Source organism: Arthrobacter sp. UYEF3 (genome assembly GCF_040546245.1).
In the GTDB taxonomy this organism is placed as follows: domain Bacteria; phylum Actinomycetota; class Actinomycetes; order Actinomycetales; family Micrococcaceae; genus Arthrobacter.
Genome location: NZ_JBEPNK010000002.1, coordinates 72,926 through 89,462, shown reverse-complemented (window position 1 = coordinate 89,462; position 16,537 = coordinate 72,926). Strand labels below are relative to the sequence as shown.

At 67.2% G+C, this 16,537-nt stretch carries 16 protein-coding genes; 5 read left to right on the top strand and 11 right to left on the bottom strand.

Annotation, left to right across the window (positions count from 1 at the left end):
- Positions 1 to 16: 16 nt before the first annotated feature.
- Positions 17 to 862: an FHA domain-containing protein gene (locus ABIB14_RS01875; RefSeq protein ID WP_354233645.1), complete on the bottom strand. Its 846-nt coding sequence runs from the start codon at positions 860 to 862 to the stop codon at positions 17 to 19.
- Between the two features lie 31 nt (positions 863 to 893).
- Positions 894 to 1,160, bottom strand: coding sequence for a hypothetical protein (locus ABIB14_RS01870; RefSeq protein ID WP_354233643.1), 267 nt, complete (start codon positions 1,158 to 1,160; stop codon positions 894 to 896).
- A gap of 187 nt (positions 1,161 to 1,347) precedes the next feature.
- On the opposite strand from ABIB14_RS01870, the gene ABIB14_RS01865 reads away from it, so the two are divergent.
- From ABIB14_RS01865 to ABIB14_RS01855, 3 genes are all read left to right on the top strand, one after another.
- Entirely contained in the window at positions 1,348 to 2,058 is a 711-nt protein-coding gene (locus ABIB14_RS01865) for a response regulator transcription factor (RefSeq protein WP_354233642.1), read from the top strand.
- Positions 2,059 to 2,060: 2 nt separating this feature from the next.
- A complete protein-coding gene (locus tag ABIB14_RS01860) occupies positions 2,061 to 3,695 on the top strand; it encodes a sensor histidine kinase (protein WP_354233641.1) in 1,635 nt (544 codons plus the stop codon).
- Positions 3,696 to 3,862: 167 nt separating this feature from the next.
- Positions 3,863 to 4,150, top strand: coding sequence for a WXG100 family type VII secretion target (locus ABIB14_RS01855; RefSeq protein WP_354233640.1), 288 nt, complete (start codon positions 3,863 to 3,865; stop codon positions 4,148 to 4,150).
- Between the two features lie 71 nt (positions 4,151 to 4,221).
- On the opposite strand, the gene ABIB14_RS01850 is transcribed toward ABIB14_RS01855, so the two are convergent.
- From ABIB14_RS01850 to ABIB14_RS01825, 6 genes are all read right to left on the bottom strand, one after another.
- Positions 4,222 to 5,244, bottom strand: a complete 1,023-nt coding sequence (locus tag ABIB14_RS01850) for an RNase H family protein (protein ID WP_354233639.1) — start codon at positions 5,242 to 5,244, stop codon at positions 4,222 to 4,224.
- 198 nt (positions 5,245 to 5,442) lie between these two features.
- Complete coding sequence (gene groL, locus ABIB14_RS01845) at positions 5,443 to 7,080, bottom strand: chaperonin GroEL (protein ID WP_354233638.1); 1,638 nt, start codon at positions 7,078 to 7,080, stop codon at positions 5,443 to 5,445.
- A 296-nt stretch (positions 7,081 to 7,376) separates the two neighbouring features.
- A complete protein-coding gene (locus ABIB14_RS01840) occupies positions 7,377 to 8,591 on the bottom strand; it encodes an ABC transporter substrate-binding protein (protein WP_354233843.1) in 1,215 nt (404 codons plus the stop codon).
- Positions 8,592 to 8,689: 98 nt separating this feature from the next.
- A complete protein-coding gene (locus ABIB14_RS01835) occupies positions 8,690 to 8,893 on the bottom strand; it encodes a cold-shock protein (RefSeq protein ID WP_354233842.1) in 204 nt (67 codons plus the stop codon).
- Between the two features lie 187 nt (positions 8,894 to 9,080).
- Positions 9,081 to 9,710 (bottom strand): LytR C-terminal domain-containing protein, encoded by a 630-nt coding sequence (locus ABIB14_RS01830; RefSeq protein WP_354233637.1) that lies wholly within the window; start codon positions 9,708 to 9,710, stop codon positions 9,081 to 9,083.
- Between the two features lie 89 nt (positions 9,711 to 9,799).
- Positions 9,800 to 10,123: a DUF3263 domain-containing protein gene (locus tag ABIB14_RS01825; RefSeq protein WP_502909578.1), complete on the bottom strand. Its 324-nt coding sequence runs from the start codon at positions 10,121 to 10,123 to the stop codon at positions 9,800 to 9,802.
- A 236-nt stretch (positions 10,124 to 10,359) separates the two neighbouring features.
- Here ABIB14_RS01825 and ABIB14_RS01820 point away from each other — a divergent pair, with 236 nt between their 5' ends.
- Both ABIB14_RS01820 and ABIB14_RS01815 read left to right on the top strand, forming a co-directional pair.
- Positions 10,360 to 11,112: a uracil-DNA glycosylase gene (locus ABIB14_RS01820; protein WP_354233839.1), complete on the top strand. Its 753-nt coding sequence runs from the start codon at positions 10,360 to 10,362 to the stop codon at positions 11,110 to 11,112.
- Between the two features lie 26 nt (positions 11,113 to 11,138).
- On the top strand, positions 11,139 to 11,978 hold the full coding sequence (locus ABIB14_RS01815) for a siderophore-interacting protein (RefSeq protein WP_354233636.1): 840 nt from the start codon (positions 11,139 to 11,141) through the stop codon (positions 11,976 to 11,978).
- A gap of 51 nt (positions 11,979 to 12,029) precedes the next feature.
- On the opposite strand, the gene ABIB14_RS01810 is transcribed toward ABIB14_RS01815, so the two are convergent.
- The 3 genes from ABIB14_RS01810 to ABIB14_RS01800 all read right to left on the bottom strand — a co-directional run bounded on the left by ABIB14_RS01810 (position 12,030) and on the right by ABIB14_RS01800 (position 16,447).
- Complete coding sequence (locus tag ABIB14_RS01810) at positions 12,030 to 13,526, bottom strand: threonine/serine exporter family protein (protein WP_354233635.1); 1,497 nt, start codon at positions 13,524 to 13,526, stop codon at positions 12,030 to 12,032.
- A gap of 30 nt (positions 13,527 to 13,556) precedes the next feature.
- On the bottom strand, positions 13,557 to 14,630 hold the full coding sequence (locus tag ABIB14_RS01805) for a lipid II:glycine glycyltransferase FemX (protein WP_354233634.1): 1,074 nt from the start codon (positions 14,628 to 14,630) through the stop codon (positions 13,557 to 13,559).
- 404 nt (positions 14,631 to 15,034) lie between these two features.
- A complete protein-coding gene (locus tag ABIB14_RS01800) occupies positions 15,035 to 16,447 on the bottom strand; it encodes an L-serine ammonia-lyase (protein WP_354233633.1) in 1,413 nt (470 codons plus the stop codon).
- Positions 16,448 to 16,537 lie beyond the last annotated feature (90 nt).

The following is a 16,537-nucleotide window of genomic DNA, read 5'->3' as shown; positions in this document are numbered from 1 at the left end:
CTCGGCGCCTGAGGCACTAGCTGATGCCGGAGGATCCGTCCCGCTCCATCTTGCCGGTCCGCGGATCCAGCTGGGGCCGCTGATAGGCGAACTCGCCGCCGCTGCGGCCGCCGAACGGCCGGCCGTGGTCCGCGAACTCTTCCCGGAAGTAGGCAAGGCACCATTCCCCCATCTGGAGCCGGGCACCCGTGCGCAGGGTTGAGCCGCCCGACGGCCCAAAGCTCCCGGTGACGGCGCCGTGCCGGACCAGGACGTACTCGTCATTCTCGTTGTGGACAATTTCCGCGTGGACAGGGTCAAGTCCCGGCAGTTGGAGGTTAGCCGTGGGGCCGCTTCCGATGCTGATCCGTTCCGCCTCCAGGTTGAATTCACGCGGCACCTGACCGTTCCACGACGCGGCGTCCTGAACGAAGATCAAGCGCGGGCGGCCGCTCCCACGGGTGTGGTGGGTGGTGGTGATCCGGCGGACGATCCTGCGCCTGACGGTTGGAAGTAACGGCAACGGGGTCTCCGGCGGGAGCAGCGAGATCGCCGCCGACCTCGACCGCCTTGCCTGTTTCACGAAGGGAGCGAGGGCGCCGACCTTACCGAGCCGGATGTGCGCGGACCGGGTGAGCAGCCCCTGCGCGCGGCTCCGGTTGATGGCCCCGAGACTAACGATCGGGCCCTGCGGGCCTTCCAGCACGAGTGTCAGCCCCTGTTCGGCGAGCTTTTTGGCCAACGGCCGCACCTGCCGGAGCGACGGCATCCGCTGCGACAAGGACGCGTCCAGGCCGCTGAGCCTGACCCGCAGTTCCGTCCCCGCCGCCTGAACCGAGCCGGAGGTAACGGCACCCGACGGTTCCGTTAGGGAGAACTCCAAATCGGCATCAACCCTGACCGGCCGTGTCATCTCAGCGTCGGTTCGCGTCGGATCCCGCCGCGTCCTTGTCGCTGGTCGTCACCCGGAGGCTGCCGTTGAGCTTCCAGGTGGCCCGGGGCGCATCCGGTCCGATGTCCCGGGGCACCTCCACTGTCATGTCGACGAATTCGTAGTTGATGGCCGCACCCTTACCCGTCAGGTAAGACCACATTTCCTCCGCAAGGTCCGCCCAGTCATGGATTGAACGGTTGGCTGCTGTGTCGGCAGGCCCGGAGGCAGGTGTTGTTGCTTCAGTCATTGTGTCTTCACTCCACCTAGAGGGGACGGGCCCCGGCTGGCACCGGGCGATGGCGCCACTCTAGTCCGGCGTTCTCCCAACGGGAATCCCTGCACCGAAATTGCCTTGACCGGATCGGTGCTAATCTCCACTCAACACACATCTGACTCCCAGAAAACTCACAGAGTCTGGGAGCATCATGGGAACCATGAAAAAGAACGGTCCCGAAGCCAAGCTGCTCGTCGTCGATGATGAACCCAACATCCGTGAGCTGCTGTCTACCTCGCTGCGCTTCGCAGGGTTCGAGGTTGTCTCTGCCGGCACCGGGCGCGATGCCCTCGCCGCCGCTGAGCTGCACGCCCCGGACCTCGCCGTCCTGGACGTGATGCTGCCGGACATGGACGGGTTCACCGTCACCCGCCGGCTGCGCGCCTCAGGCAAGCACTTCCCGGTGCTGTTCCTGACCGCGAAGGACGACACCGAGGACAAAGTCACCGGCCTCACCGTCGGCGGCGACGACTATGTCACGAAGCCGTTTAGCCTCGACGAGGTGGTGGCCCGCATCCGAGCAGTGCTGCGGCGCACCCAGCCGCTTCAAGACGACGACGCCGTCATCCGCGTCGATGACCTGGAGCTCGACGACGACGCCCACGAGGTGCGCCGCGGCGGTACCGTGATCGAGCTGTCGCCCACCGAGTTCAAGCTGCTGCGTTACCTCATGCTCAACCCGAACCGGGTGTTGTCCAAGGCCCAGATCCTGGACCACGTCTGGGAATACGACTTCAACGGCGACGCCTCAATCGTGGAGTCCTACATCTCCTACCTCCGGCGCAAGGTTGACATCGACCCCGAGGTGCCGGCCCTGATCCAGACCAAGCGGGGCGTCGGCTACGTGCTGCGGACGGCTGAGAAGCGCTGACCTTGCTGGCACGTTGGAGGGCGGCGTCGCTGCGGTCGCAGCTGGTCGCGATCATGATGGGACTGATGCTCGTGGCCCTCACGGCCACGGGCGCCGGCACGCTGGCCCTGGTGCACAGCTTCCTGCAGGGCCAGGTCGACGACAAGCTCAAGGCCGCCGTCGGAACGGCCCGCCAGCAGCAGTCCTTCAGCCAGTTGCAGGACCAGAACCCGAACGTGCCCACCGACTATTCGCTGGTGCTTTTCAGCCCGGGCCAGTCCTTCTACGTCTTCGGCGGCAGCAAGAGCTCCCGCCCGGCGATCGGCAGCATCAGCCCCGACGAGGCCCGCAGCCGCGATGAGGTTCCCTTCCAGGTCGGCGGGACCGACGGCCGCAACTGGCGGGTAGTAGCGGTCAATGTGGTCGACGGCAACCAGCACGCCGCCGTCGTGGTGATCGGGCTGCCGCTCTACCCGGTGGATTCGGTGATGGAGCACGCCACGCTGGTGGTGGTGGGCGTGGGCCTGCTGACCCTGGTGCTCGCCTTCTTCATCGCTACCTGGACCGTCACCCGGTCCTTCCGTCCACTGGCCCGGGTGGAAAAGACCGCCGCCGCCATCGCCGCTGGTGACCTTTCCCGGCGCGTGAAGGTCGAGAACCCCGACACCGAGGTCGGGCGGCTGGGCAGGTCCTTGAACGCCATGCTGGCACATATCGAGTCGGCCTTCGCGGCGAGGATGGCCTCCGAGGCGAGGATGCGCCGCTTCGCCGCCGACGCCTCCCACGAATTGCGCACTCCGCTGGTCACCATCCGCGGCTTCTCCGAGCTCTACCGCCACGGCGCCCTCGCCACCCCGGAGGACGTGGCGACCGCGATGGGGCGGATCGAAAGCGAAGCCAAGCGGATGGGGGCCATGTTGGAAGACCTGCTCCTGCTGGCGCGGATCGATGAACAGCGCCCGCTGCAGCAGACGCCAGCGGACCTGCTTCTGCTGGCCCATGACGCAGTGGTGGACACCCAGGCCAGCGACCGCAGCCGGGTGATCTCGCTCTGCGGGCTCGACGGCGACACCGGTGCCCCGGCCCCAGTGATGGGCGACGAGTCGAAGCTTCGTCAGGTCATCGGCAACCTTGTTGGCAACGCGCTGCGCTACACGCCGGACGGCAGCCCCATCGAACTCGCCGTGGGGGTTCGGACTGATGCTTCCGGGGCGCGCCGCTCAGTGGTCGAGGTTCGCGACCACGGGCCCGGCGTCCCGGAAGATGAAGCCTCCCGGATCTTTGAGCGCTTCTATCGTGCGGACACGTCCCGGACCAGGGAGACCGGCGGCAGCGGCCTGGGACTGGCGATCGTCGCAGCCATTGTCGGCTCGCACTCGGGCAAGGTCCGCGTCCGACCGACCGACGGCGGCGGCGCCACCCTGGTGGTCAGCCTCCCGTATCTTGCCGAAGCGGAGCCGCGGGAGTCAGCGATGGAGGCTTCCGCCGCGGACGAGGACACCGCCGACGCCGGTACTGAGGATGAGCCCGCCACGGATGTCCGCGCTGCGGAGGTGGCCACTGCGGGAACCGGGCCGGATGCGGCTGCAGTGGGCGCACCGGGCCTTGAACCGGGCTTTGAACCTCGGGTCGACCGCGGCGGCGCTGTGCGCGGCTAGCGTTTTCCACATAGGAAGGCTGCCTGCTGGGACCGGGCCGTGCGGCTGCCTAGGCTCGAAGAGTCCGGAAAATCCGGGCGATTCCACCCCAGGCAGCCGGGGATCCCGCTCCCCCTGAGTTAGTCGGGATGCCCGGCTGCCTGCCAGCACACTCGAAAGGCCCACACGTGAGCATCATTTCCGTCGACACCGAACAACTCCAGCTCAAGTCCGCCAACGTCCAGGCCACCGTCGAACGAATCAGCGCCGACGTGCAGGCCATGAAGCGCGGGCTGGACGAACTGCAGGCAAGCTGGCGCGGGTCCGCCGCCGCCAACTTCCAGGCCCTGCTCGCCGAATGGGCGCTGACCCAGGGCAAGGTCGAGGCCTCCCTGGCCTCGATCAACCTCGCCTTGAACTCTGCTGCCGCCAACTACGCTCAGGCGGAGCTCAACAATGCCCAGCGGTTCAGCTAGCTGCAGGAGCGGGGCCCGCCCAACCGGGTATGGTCTTCGCCGGTGCGGACCGTTCCGGGCGGGTGCGGCCGCTAGGCCTCAGGAGTGCCCTGGTGGAAGCGCAGCCGCCACTGGACGCCGTCAAGGACCCAGAGCGAGCTACGCAGCACCGTCCCGGAGCGGGTATGGCTGCGGAGCGTCAGGAGTACGCTACCTTCACTGATGCGTTCCGCGGCCAGGAGCTCCAACTCAGCGGGGACGCCGGGGGCGTCCTCCAGTTCCATCATCATCTCGTCGCGAGTCCACAGCCGTCCCGAACTGCCGATCTCGGTGAAATCCGGGTGCAACAGCACGCCGGTGCGGCCCAGGTCGGCCCGGGTCCCGGGGAGCAGGAGCTCACGTTCCAGGGCCTCCACGATTGCCTCCGCGCCTTGTTCCGGGCCTGCGGCACGGGTTTCTTCCTCCAGCTCGCTGAAGAGGTCCGGTTCGGCAAAGAGACTTGATGCGCCAAACAGGGTGGGTTCGCCGACCATTTCCCGGATTCCGGCACGGGCGGCCTGCGGGGCGGCCTGGGCGACCCGATTGCCTGCCGACGAAGCAATCTGCGGGGAGTACGGAGGCGGAGCGGCCTGGGCGGCTGCGTCGCCGGCGCGGACAAATCCCGGACCCTGCCGGGGGGCCACGCCCTGCTGGTAAGCGCCCGCGGCGGCCCGGGCGCGCTCGTCCGCTGCCTCGTTGAGGTCGTGGCCGGCATGGCCGCGGACCCATTCGAAGGTGTATCTGCGCCCGCTGAGCGCCTGGTCGATTTCCTTGAGCAGCTCAACATTGAGCACCGGCTTGCCGTCGGACTTCCGCCAGCCCTTCCGCTTCCAGCCCGGCATCCACTTCGTCACCGAATTGATGACGTACTGGCTGTCGCACAGAATGTGCAGTGCCTCGTCCGGGACATGGGCCGTGGCCCGGAATAGGTCCAGGACAGCCATCAGCTCGCCCTGGTTGTTGGTCCCGTGCGGCCAACCACCGGCATGCCAGCACTCGTCGTTCACGTACCAGGCCCAACCGGCCGGACCGGGATTTCCTAAAGCCGAACCGTCGGCCGCTGCAGTAATCGTCACTGCACCATCCTGTCAGACTGCCGCGGCCCCCACGCCCGCCACCCCAGCTCAGGATGCCCGGGATCCGCCGCCGGAGGTGGCGGCTTGGAGTTTAACGCCGACGGCGGCCCCACCAAGAGGTGGGACCGCCGTCGTCGAACGGGCCGACGCTGACTGAAACTGCCAGACCGGGTCGTTCAGGGCCGGGTGGCCGGGTGGTTAGAAACCGCCCATGCCGCCCATGCCGCCCATGTCGTCGCCGCCGCCCATCGGGGAGCCGCCCTTTTCGGGCTTGTCGGCCACAACGGCCTCGGTGGTGAGGAACAGGCCGGCGATGGACGCCGCGTTCTGCAGGGCAGAGCGGGTGACCTTGACCGGGTCGTTGATGCCGGCGGCCAGCAGGTCGACGTACTCGCCGGTGGCTGCGTTCAGGCCGTGGCCTGCGGGCAGGCCGCGGACCTTGTCCACGACGACGCCGGGCTCAAGGCCGGCGTTGAAGGCGATCTGCTTCAGCGGTGCGTCAATTGCAACGCGGACGATGTTCGCGCCGGTTGCTTCGTCGCCTTCGAGCTGCAGGTTAGCGAATGCCTTGGCACCGGCCTGAATCAGGGCAACGCCACCGCCGGCGACGATGCCCTCCTCGACGGCAGCCTTGGCGTTGCGGACTGCGTCCTCAATGCGGTGCTTGCGTTCCTTGAGCTCAACCTCGGTTGCGGCACCGGCCTTGATGACTGCAACGCCGCCGGCCAGTTTGGCCAGGCGTTCCTGCAGCTTCTCGCGGTCGTAATCGGAATCGGAGTTCTCGATCTCGGCGCGGATCTGGGACACGCGGCCGGCGATCTGGTCGGCGTCGCCTGCACCCTCGACAATGGTGGTCTCGTCCTTGGTCACAGTGACCTTGCGGGCGCGGCCCAGGAGTTCGAGGCCGGCGGTCTCAAGCTTGAGGCCGACTTCCTCGGAAATGACCTGGCCACCGGTGAGGATGGCGATGTCCGCGAGCTGGGCCTTGCGGCGGTCACCGAAGCCCGGGGCCTTGACGGCGACGGACTTGAAGGTGCCGCGGATCTTGTTGACGATCAGGGTGGCCAGGGCCTCGCCCTCGATGTCCTCGGCAATGATCAGCAGCGGCTTGGAAGACTGCATGACCTTTTCGAGGACTGCAACCAGTTCCTTGACGTTGGAGATCTTGGAGTTGACGATCAGGATGTAGGGGTCCTCGAGGACCGTTTCCTGACGCTCGGCGTCGGTGACGAAGTAGGCCGAAATGTAGCCCTTGTCGAAACGCATGCCCTCGGTCAGTTCCAGCTCGAGGCCGAAGGTGTTCGACTCCTCGACGGTGATGACGCCTTCCTTGCCGACCTTATCCAGGGCTTCGGCAATCAGGGCGCCAATTTCGTTGTCACCGGCAGAGATGGACGCGGTGGCGGCGATCTCTTCCTTGGTTTCGATTTCCTTGGCGGACGCCAGGAGCTCGCGGGTGACCGCTTCGACAGCCTTTTCGATGCCGCGCTTGAGCGACAGCGGGTCAGCGCCGGCCGCGACGTTGCGCAGGCCTTCCTTGACGAGGGCCTGGGCCAGCACGGTGGCCGTGGTGGTACCGTCGCCGGCGACGTCGTCGGTCTTCTTGGCAACTTCCTTGACCAGCTCGGCGCCGATCTTCTCGTAAGGATCGTCCAGCTCGATCTCCTTGGCGATGGAAACACCATCGTTGGTGATCGTGGGGGCGCCCCACTTCTTTTCGAGGACGACGTTGCGTCCACGCGGGCCGAGGGTGACCTTGACGGCGTCGGCGAGGATGTTCAGGCCCCGCTCAAGACCGCGGCGTGCCTCTTCATCAAATGCAATGATCTTGGCCATAACGGCAATAGTCCTTTCGGGACAGTCGTTAAGAATGAACCTTGGTTGCGGTGCCCGCGACGGACGATTCCTGTCCGGCAGCCTCTGTATGCCGCCGGACCGGGGATCTCACCCCAGCCAGGTATTTCTTTCGCTCCCGGTCTTCCCGCCGCCACGTCGCAACGGCAGAACCGGGGCGTCGTGTTAGCAGTCAATACGCGGGAGTGCTAACTCAATAATTAGCACTCCCCCGGGGAGAGTGCAAGCAGTGGTTGCCCTAGAAGCCGCCACCACGGCCCGCTCTTCGCTAGGAGCGATCAGGAGCCGGCGCTGCGGGACGTTTCGGCGCCCGTCATCTTGGCGTTGTTGTCCGCGCCGTAGCTGTAGACCATGTAGCCGGCAGCGGTGACGTCGCCGTTGCTGTCGAAATTGATCGGTCCGGACTGGCCGTCGTAGTCGGGGTGCTTGCCGGCGCGGAGTGCGGCCACACATTCCTGGTATGACCGGCAGGTCTGGGCCTCCCCGGAGGACTGCCCGGACGAACCCGTCGTTCCGCCGGAGACGGAGATCAGCTTGGCGGCGATGGAGGCCCCGGCATCGTCGCCGGCCGCGGCGGCGGCGATCGCTGCTAGAAGGACGGCGTCGTAGGTCTCGGCCGCGAACGCCATGTCCTTTAGGCCGGGATCGACGGCCACGAGTTCGGCCTGGAAGTGTGCCGACGGGAACATGCCGGGAAGAATCCCGCGGGCACCGTCCAGGGCCCTGGAGCCGAGGCCTTGTCCGTACTGGTTGACCGCTCCGTCGCTCAGGATGAGTTTGCGCCCTGCCAGCCCCGCATTGTTGAGCTCGGCGATGGCCCCCTGGGCGCCGTCGCGGGCCACCAGGATGACGGCGTCCGGGGAGACCGCCTTGGCGGCTGCTGCCGCCTGTTGCGCCTGACCGGCCTTGAATTCAGCGTCGACGGCGGTGCCCAGGCCGGCGGCCTTCGCGGCCTCGGAGACGGCCAGGGAGACCTCCTTGCCGTAGCTGCCTTCCTCGTGCACGACGGCAATGGTCTTGGCGCCGCCGTCCTTGGCAAGCTTGACCAGGACCGAAGCCTGCGCCACGTCGGCGGCGACGGTCCTGAAGTAGTAGCCGCCGCTCTTGAATTTGCTGAGCCCCGGCGCGGTGTTAGCCGGAGAAATGATCGCGACCTTGGCGCGCGAGAGCACGTCAATGGCATCGGCGGCGCGGCTGGAGTCGGTGGGTCCGATCACCACGTCGGCCTTGGCGGCGACGAGGTCCTTGGCTTGGGCGGCGGTATCAGTGCCGATCGATTCCGGCAGCAGTTCCACAGGCTTTCCCTTGTGGCCGCCGGCGGCGTTGATTTCCTTGACCGCGAGCCTGGCGGCTGCTAGCTGGGGCGCGTTGAGGAAGCCTTGTTTGCCGGTGTTGTCCAGGATCAGGCCGATCCGCAGGATGCCGTCGCCGCCTGCTTCTACGACGTCCGCCCGGGCGTTGCCGGTGGGCCCCGCGCAGGCGCCGAGGACCATCGCGGCGGCAATACCTGCGGCAGCGCCACGGCTGAACCGCAGGGCATTTAGTCGGCCGCTGACGCTCTTGCGGACATTGTCCGCTGGGAAGAGCGACACTAGGCGGGCCGGACGCTTTCGGCCTGCGGGCCCTTTTCGCCTTCGCCAACTTCCAGCTCTACACGCTGGCCTTCGGCCAGGGCACGGTAGCCCTCGCCCGCAATTCCGGACCAGTGCACGAACACTTCGGCCCCGGAGCCGTCCACGGTTATGAAGCCGTAGCCCTTGTCTGCGTTGAACCACTTGACGGTCCCCAATGCCATGTTCTCCACACTTTCAGCTAGCTTGCTCACGGCGCACCTCGCTGCGCGCCGCGGCCTGCGGAACGAAGTCCGCTGCCACTGTAACCACACGCGTGCGGATCGGCGCGGCCGGGCCCCCGGTCGTTCCAGAAAGTTACTCAGGCGTAACCGGGCCCGCGGCGGCGGTCCCGTCCCTTAAATCCGTTCCCTAAATGAAGCCTGGACCCAGGACGACGACGAGCGGCATCTTAAAGTCCGCGGAATCCACGAGCGTAGCGATCCCGAGGAGGGAGCCCAGCGCTTCGGCGTTGGCTTTCTGCGCCGGACCGTCGTAGAAGACCACTGAGGTCCGCTGCGGTGTGCCCGCCCAGTTGCCGAGCGGCCCGAGGCCCCACCCGGCAGAGGTGACAGTCGTTCCGACGCGGCCGGCCAGGCCCGCCGTCGTGGTTCCGTTGTAGACGGCCACCGGTTGCGTCTTGTCCACGACGGCGGTCGACGTCGCTGTGGGGGACGGCGTTGAGCCCGCAGGGGCGAGGCTGCCGGTTGGCTCACCGCTGGCGGACGGCGTCGGGGCCGCCGCGGGAGTGGTGGGGGCCGTCGATGCGGCGGCGTGGTTGCCGGCCTGGTCCGCTGCCATAGCGGAGCCGCCGCCGACAGACCCGAAGCCGAGCTTGGGCAGCAGCAGGAAGGCAACCAGGCCGATTGCGAGGGCCGCGGCCCCGGCGGCGAGAATCGGACCCAGACGGCGGGAGCGGGGTGCGGAGACTGTCCGGTGGACACCCTGGCGCGCAGAGGTTTCCGGGACCCGATCGAATTCATCCCGAGCGTATTTGGTCATGGTAAAACGACGTCCTTGCTGATTTCTGGCTGATAGCTCGCCGCCGGAATCCGCACGGAATTCCCCTTGCGGCCCGGCTTCCCACGGTTTTAGGCGTCTGAACCCAGGCGGCGTGCGGTGCGGGCACGTTGTCGTGACGTACGTAGTCTACGCAATCTCTTGACCAGCATGGGATCGTGCGCCAGCGCCGCCTCGGTATCGATCAGGGCGTTGAGGATCTGGTAATAGTGCGTGGCCGAAAGGTCAAAGAGCTCCCGGACGGCCTGTTCCTTGGCGCCCGCGTACTTCCACCACTGCCGCTCCAGGGCGAGCATCTGCTGGTCCCGGCTGCTCAACGGCGAGTCTTCGGCGGCCGACGGCGGCATCGGGTCGGCGTGTTCCGCCGGCCGGTACTCGGGTGCTGCTTCGGCCACGACACACTCCTTGACTCGTTCCGGTAGGTCTCCCATATGTTACGGCCGAACGACAACGTTGTCATTTGAGGGGCCGGGCCGGTCCCGGGACGAACTGCAAGAATGGGACCGTGCCCACTTCGTTTGATCCCACTGCGTTTGAACCGACCGGGTTTGAGCCCACTGCGTTTGATCCCGCTGGTGATCCCGCTGCGCTTGAGCCCACCGGGTTTGAGCCCACTGGTGATCCAGCTGCGCTGTTCCGGCTTGAACCCGAGGCTCCCGGGTCCGCCGGCTTCGCGGAGCTGGCCCGACTGCCGCTGGAGGGGCTGATGGCGCCGGACTGGGCCGCGGCGCTGGCGCCGGTGCAGGGGCCGTTACGGGAAGTTCTCGAGTTCCTCGCCGCCGAGGCAGCCGACGGCCACGAGGTACTGCCGCCGCCGGCGAAGCTGCTGAGGGCCTTCCGCCAGCCGCTGGCCGGGGTGCGGGTGCTGATTGTGGGCCAGGATCCGTATCCGACGCCGGGCCACGCCGTCGGGCTGTCCTTCGCAGTGGACGGCTGGACCCGGCCGATCCCGCGCAGCCTGGCTAACATTTACAAGGAGCTCGACGCCGATCTGGGTCTGCCGCCGCGGGTGCACGGTGACCTCGGCCGATGGTCGGAGCAGGGAGTGCTGCTGCTGAACAGGGTCCTCAGCGTCCGTGCCGGAACTGCCGGTTCGCACCGTAAAAAGGGCTGGGAGGCAGTCACGGCGGCCGCCATCCGTGCCGTCGCGGACCGGCGCGGCGACGACGGCGGCCCCGTGCCCCTCGTGGCCGTCCTCTGGGGCAAAGACGCCGAGGGAGTGCGCCCGCTGCTGGGCTCGTCCGCAGTGATCGCCAGCCCGCACCCCAGTCCCCTCTCGGCCGCGCGCGGCTTTTTCGGCTCCCGGCCCTTCAGCCGGGTCAATGCGCTGCTCACCGCCCAGGGCGGCGGCGTGGTGGACTGGGAACTGCCGGCACTACCCTGACCGGGTCCTTGGCTAGGCTTAGCTCCATGACCTCTGCCCCTGCCGCCGCCACGGCCGGCCGCCGCTCCCGGCCCCAGACCAACCTCACAGTCCTGCGCCGCGAGCATCTCTCGCCGCACATGGTCCGGATCATCGCCGGCGGCTCCGGCTTCGCCGCCTACGTCAACAACTCCTATGTGGACCGCTACGTCAAGATCGTGTTCCCGCAGCCGGGCGTCGACTACCCGCAGCCGCTGGACCTGGCGGCCATCCGGGAATCCCACCCGCGGGAGCAGTGGCCCTGCACCCGCACCTACACCGTCAGATGGGTTGACGAAGCGGCCGGCGAGCTCGCCATCGACTTCGTGATCCACGGCGATGAGGGCCTGGCCGGGCCGTGGGCCGCCACCGCCCAGGCTGGCGACGCCCTCGTCTTCACCGGGCCTGGCGGGGGCTACAACCCGGATCCGGAGGCCGACTGGCACCTGTTCGCGGGCGACGAGTCCGCTCTGCCGGCGATCAGCGCCGCCATTGAGGCACTCCCCCGGGACGCCTGCGGGCTAGCATTCCTGGAAGTTGACAGCGACGCCGATATCCTCGAACTCGACGCGCCCGAGGGCCTAGAGCTGCGCTGGCTCCTGCGCCGCGGCGCTCCGGCCGGAAGCACCCAACTGCTGGCGGACGCGGTGGGAGCCGCCACGTGGCCTGAAGGACGGGTCCACGTCTTCGCGCATGGCGAGCGCGGCTATATGAAGGGCCTGCGCGAGGTGTTGTACACCCAGCGGGGGCTTGAACGCAGCCAGGTCTCGCTGTCCGGTTACTGGGCCACGGGCCGGGTGGAGGACGACTTCCAGGCCGAGAAGAAGTTGCCGATAGGCAAGATCTAACAGCGCAGGTTCAGGCTGACCCGGGACTCGTCCCGGAACAGCCTGAACCTGCTAGCGGCGCCGGGCCCGACGCCGCTCGTTGCTGGCCAGGCTCCGGGTCAGCGGCCGCGCGAGGGTATCGCCGAGTACGATGCCGGCCGCCACCCCGAGCACAATCGCCGCAGCGTTGAGCATCCCGCCGGCGCCCGCCAGGATTTCGGATTCCTCGATGGTCAATACATACATGGAACGGAATATAGTCAAGCCCGGCAGCAGGATGAGCGCCGCGGGTACGGCGACAACCAACTGCGGAGCGCCCATCCGGAGGGCGACCACGCGGGCCAGCAAGCCGATGACGACGGCGGCGAGGGCCGGCGCGAACCGCGGGCCGACGCCGGCGGCCGTGCCGCCGACCAGGACCAGATGGCCGACGACACCGACGGCCGCCGTCGGCAGTAACAGCTTGGGCGAGGTCTGCTCAGTGACGCCGATCGCGACAACAGCGACCGCCACCAGCGCGACCAGCGCCCACAAGGGATACTTCGGCGGGAATGTTTCGGTGACGTCGATGGGTTCCATCCCGGTCATCGCCCCTACGACGAAGGCGACCGCGATCCCGGACACGAGCGCTCCGAAGGTCAGCATGGTGGACAGGAACCGGCCGGCCGCAGTGACCGGGAAGCCGTTGATTGCATCCTGCACGGACGAGACCAACCGCCCGGTTGGCAGGAGCAGCAGGATCCCGCCCACCACCACGATTGCCGGGGCTATCTGGATCCCCACCGGGCTCCCGAAGCGCCAGAGCAGCAGCGCGATCAAGGTCACGACGAAGGAACACGACGCAGTGATGAAGAAGTCCGGGGTGCGCCAGCGGCCCAGCTGCCGCGCCAGCAGGCTGATCACCAGGTTGGAGAGGAACGCGATGCCGGACGCAGCCACGCCGCCGCCGAGCACGCCGACGAAGACCGCGGAAAACACACCGAAGGCCACGGTGACCATCCAGCGCGGGAACGGCTTCGAACTGTGCGTAATGTCTTCGAGCCGACGCACCGCTTCTTCGCGGCCCATTCCACCGGCCACGATATCCGTGACCAGTTGGTGGACCTGGGCCAGACCGGCGTAGTTGTTGGTCCAGGACCGCACCACGCGCAACAGCGAGATGGGGGTCTGGTCCCTGGGTGCATAGTTGATGGCCACCGACTGGTTGGTGATGTCCACCTCGATGTACTTCAACCCCAGCGCGGCAGTTATGGCGATGATGCTGGTTTCCACTTCGAGGGCGCCAGCACCGTACCGGAACATGGATTCGGCCAGTTTCAGGGCGAAGTCGATGGTCTTGCGGGCGGAGGTGTCCACCCCGCCGACCTGGATCATCGGGTTGGCGTAGGGGCTCCCGGCCAGCCGGTCAACGATGCTCAGCGGCGCCGTCGGCGGATTCTCGCCCTGGACCAGCCTGCGCAGCATGCGCTTGGCGGCGGCGTTCTGGCGCACCTGCAAGGGCGACATCGGTTCGGTCCGGGGCAGGCCGTCCGGGTGCTGCCCGCGGCGGCCGTCGGGTGGTTTGTTCATTCCGGCCTCCTCATTTCAGTTAGCGGGCGTTTAGTAGAACTGCTGGCCTGTGCGCCGCGTGTACAGCTGGCGCGCCACGCGCTCCCCGGCCGCCAGCCAGGCCTTGTACTTCAGCGGGCTCAGGACCTGGTCGTAGCAGCCGACGAAGTCGGTGACCGTCTTGCTAAAGCTGGTCTTAAACAGCCCCAGGCCATGGAACGGGTTGGAGGTGTCCTTCAGCTTGTCGCTGGGCGGGGTGCCACAGAAGTCGTATTCCGTGCAGCCCAGTTCCTTGAGCTGGTTGATGGCCGTCCACTGGACCAGGTGCGAATCGCCGTACTGTCCGCGTTTCTGCAGGGACCCGCCGTCCTTGTAGGTGGCCTTCCGTCCGTAGTTGATCACGAACGCGCCCACCGAGGGCAGCCCGTTCTCATAGACGAACAGCAGCCGGCCCTGGCCGCGGGCCAGGAAGTTGGACCAGAACTGGCGGTAGTACTCGTATTCGCGGACCCTGACCTGGGATTTGGCCTCGACGGTGGTGGTCATCAACGCATACATCGCCCGGAAGTTTTCCTCCGTGGGCTCCGCGTTGTGGACCTCGACCTCCTCGCGGATGGCCCGCCGGACGGCGTTGCGGCCGCGCGAATGCAGGTTGCGCAGCAGCTGGTTTTCCTCCGGTGAGATGTCCAGCAGCGCGGTGGAGTCGTTGGGCTGCAGGTTGGGCGTCTTGACCAGCCCGGCGCCTTCGATGACCCGCCCGGCCTCGTCGGAGAGGATGATGTCCGGCTCGATCTTGATAGCGAAGACACCGAGCCCGGCGCGCTTGACGAAATCGGCGTTGGCTGCGGCAATGCCGGGGATGTCGTCCACCGACGCGACATCGGGTCCCTTGATGAGGTACCAGAGCTTGCCAAGGACGGGGAAGGATTTCTCCAGGACCAAGTTGTAACTCGTGAAGTCTGCCGTCTCATAGACCAGGTGGAGGGGCTTCCAGCCGAAGTTCTGCTTGACCTCGGCGAAAGCCTCGGACTGAAGCAGATTCCCGCCGTTGGGGTTCGCAATGACATGCGTGTCCCAGTTGGCGACCTCTTCGGCGGAGGCAAAGCGGGCGGTGAATTCTCGCAAGGGTGCGGTATCCAATCTTCGCGGTCGAGCTTCGGCGGCATGGCTGGCATGCAGCCTTAAGTCTATCGGGAGGCCGGAGCGCTCAGGCCCCGGGGCCGGTGTTCGCCTCGTCGCTGGACTTGTGGGCTGCTCTGCACGACTAGCTCAGCACGCCACCATGTTTACGCCAGCCGAACAGTCGATCCAGGGCCACTTTGGCACTGACACGCCGCCGATGAACCCCGGGGTTGCCCAGCCGACGGTTCAAAGTGCCCCCGAAATGCTGGTTACCCGGTCGTCACTGCCAGCCGGTGGCGGCGCGCCAGCACTCCGCGAGGGCCTCGGCTAGCGTGGCTCCGGTTGATGGACGACGTCGTCGTCGTACCCATGCTGCTCAGGCTCCCCTGGCCGGGGCGGTGACGGACTCAGCATTCGACGACGTTGACGGCGAGGCCGCCCATGGCGGTTTCCTTGTATTTGGAGGACATGTCTTTGCCGGTTTCGCGCATGGTGACGATGACTTCGTCGAGGGAGACCCGGTGGGTGCCGTCGCCCCAGAGGGCCATTTTGGCGGCGTTGATGGCTTTGGCAGCGGCGATGGCGTTCCGCTCGATGCAGGGGATCTGGACGAGCCCGCCGATCGGGTCACAAGTCAGGCCGAGGTTGTGTTCCATCGCGATTTCGGCGGCGTTTTCCACCTGTTGCGGGGTGCCGCCCATGACTTCGGCCAGGCCGGCGGCGGCCATCGATGACGCCGAGCCGACCTCGCCCTGGCAGCCGACCTCCGCGCCGGAGATCGACGCCTGTTCCTTGTAGAGGACCCCGATGGCGCCGGCGGTCAGCAGGAACTTGACGATCGTGTCGTCGCGGTCGGCCTGGGTGGCTTTGTCCATGCCGGGGGCGAAGTGCAGCGCGTAGTAGAGCACGGCCGGGATGATCCCGGCGGCGCCGTTGGTGGGGGCGGTCACGACCCGGCCGCCGGAGGCGTTTTCCTCGTTCACGGCCAGGGCGATCAGGTTCACCCATTCCTGCCAGTATTTCGGGTCCCGGTAGTCGGGGTCCTGGCCGCGGGTTTCCTTCAGCAGCCGTTCGTGCCAGTCCGGTGCGCGGCGGCGGACCTTGAGCCCGCCGGGGAGCAGGCCCTCGCGTTGGAGGCTGACGATGACGCACTCTTCCATCACGGAGTAGATGTGCAGCAGGCCCGCGCGGATCTCCTGCTCGGTCCGGGACGCACGTTCGTTGACGAACATGACCCCGCCGATGGAGAGGCCCTTGGACTGGCAGCGGCCCAACAGTTCCGCTGCCGTGCGGAACGGTAGCGGCAGTTCCTGGATGGACGCGTCGAGTTCCTTCAGGGCCGCGTCTTCCTCCCCCTCGCGGACGATGAAGCCGCCGCCGACGGAGAAGAACGTCGCCCGGTGGAGGACGTCGCCGTCGGCGTCGGAGACCGTGAAGGTCATCCCGTTGGTGTGCCGGGGCAGGATCGTCAGCGGGCGCAGCACCATGTCCTTCACCCCGTAGGGCAGGGGCATGGAACCGGCGAGCTGCAGGGTCCCGGTTCCGGCGATCGCGGCGAGCCGTTCCTCCACCTCGGCCGGCAGGATCTTCTCGGGATGGAACCCCTCCAACCCGAGCAGGATCGCCGTCATCGTACCGTGGCCGTGGCCGGTGGCGGCAAGGGACCCGTACAGGTCCACCCGCAGCGACGCGACCCGGTCCAGTGCCCCGGAGGCCGTGAGTTCCCCCGCGAACACCGCAGCGGCCCGCATCGGGCCCACGGTATGCGAACTCGACGGGCCGATCCCAATCGAAAAAAGGTCAAACACACCAACAGCCATGGCCGGGTTCCTAACTAAGTGATGCTTCAAAGGTCGGTGGTTGAGCCCGTCGAACCCCCAATGCTGCGACAGGCTCAACCACCAGGACGG

What these genes read in the sequence shown, in the direction of transcription:
- ABIB14_RS01835 (WP_354233842.1), bottom strand. Translation starts at nt 8,893, where the DNA reads ATGGCATTGGGGACCGTCAAGTGGTTCAACGCAGACAAGGGCTACGGC.
- ABIB14_RS01810 (WP_354233635.1), bottom strand. Translation starts at nt 13,526, where the DNA reads ATGAACAAACCACCCGACGGCCGCCGCGGGCAGCACCCGGACGGCCTG.
- ABIB14_RS01815 (WP_354233636.1), top strand. Translation starts at nt 11,139, where the DNA reads ATGACCTCTGCCCCTGCCGCCGCCACGGCCGGCCGCCGCTCCCGGCCC.
- ABIB14_RS01865 (WP_354233642.1), top strand. Translation starts at nt 1,348, where the DNA reads ATGAAAAAGAACGGTCCCGAAGCCAAGCTGCTCGTCGTCGATGATGAA.
- groL (WP_354233638.1), bottom strand. Translation starts at nt 7,080, where the DNA reads ATGGCCAAGATCATTGCATTTGATGAAGAGGCACGCCGCGGTCTTGAG.
- ABIB14_RS01840 (WP_354233843.1), bottom strand. Translation starts at nt 8,591, where the DNA reads ATGGTCCTCGGCGCCTGCGCGGGGCCCACCGGCAACGCCCGGGCGGAC.
- ABIB14_RS01800 (WP_354233633.1), bottom strand. Translation starts at nt 16,447, where the DNA reads ATGGCTGTTGGTGTGTTTGACCTTTTTTCGATTGGGATCGGCCCGTCG.
- ABIB14_RS01830 (WP_354233637.1), bottom strand. Translation starts at nt 9,710, where the DNA reads ATGACCAAATACGCTCGGGATGAATTCGATCGGGTCCCGGAAACCTCT.
- ABIB14_RS01870 (WP_354233643.1), bottom strand. Translation starts at nt 1,160, where the DNA reads ATGACTGAAGCAACAACACCTGCCTCCGGGCCTGCCGACACAGCAGCC.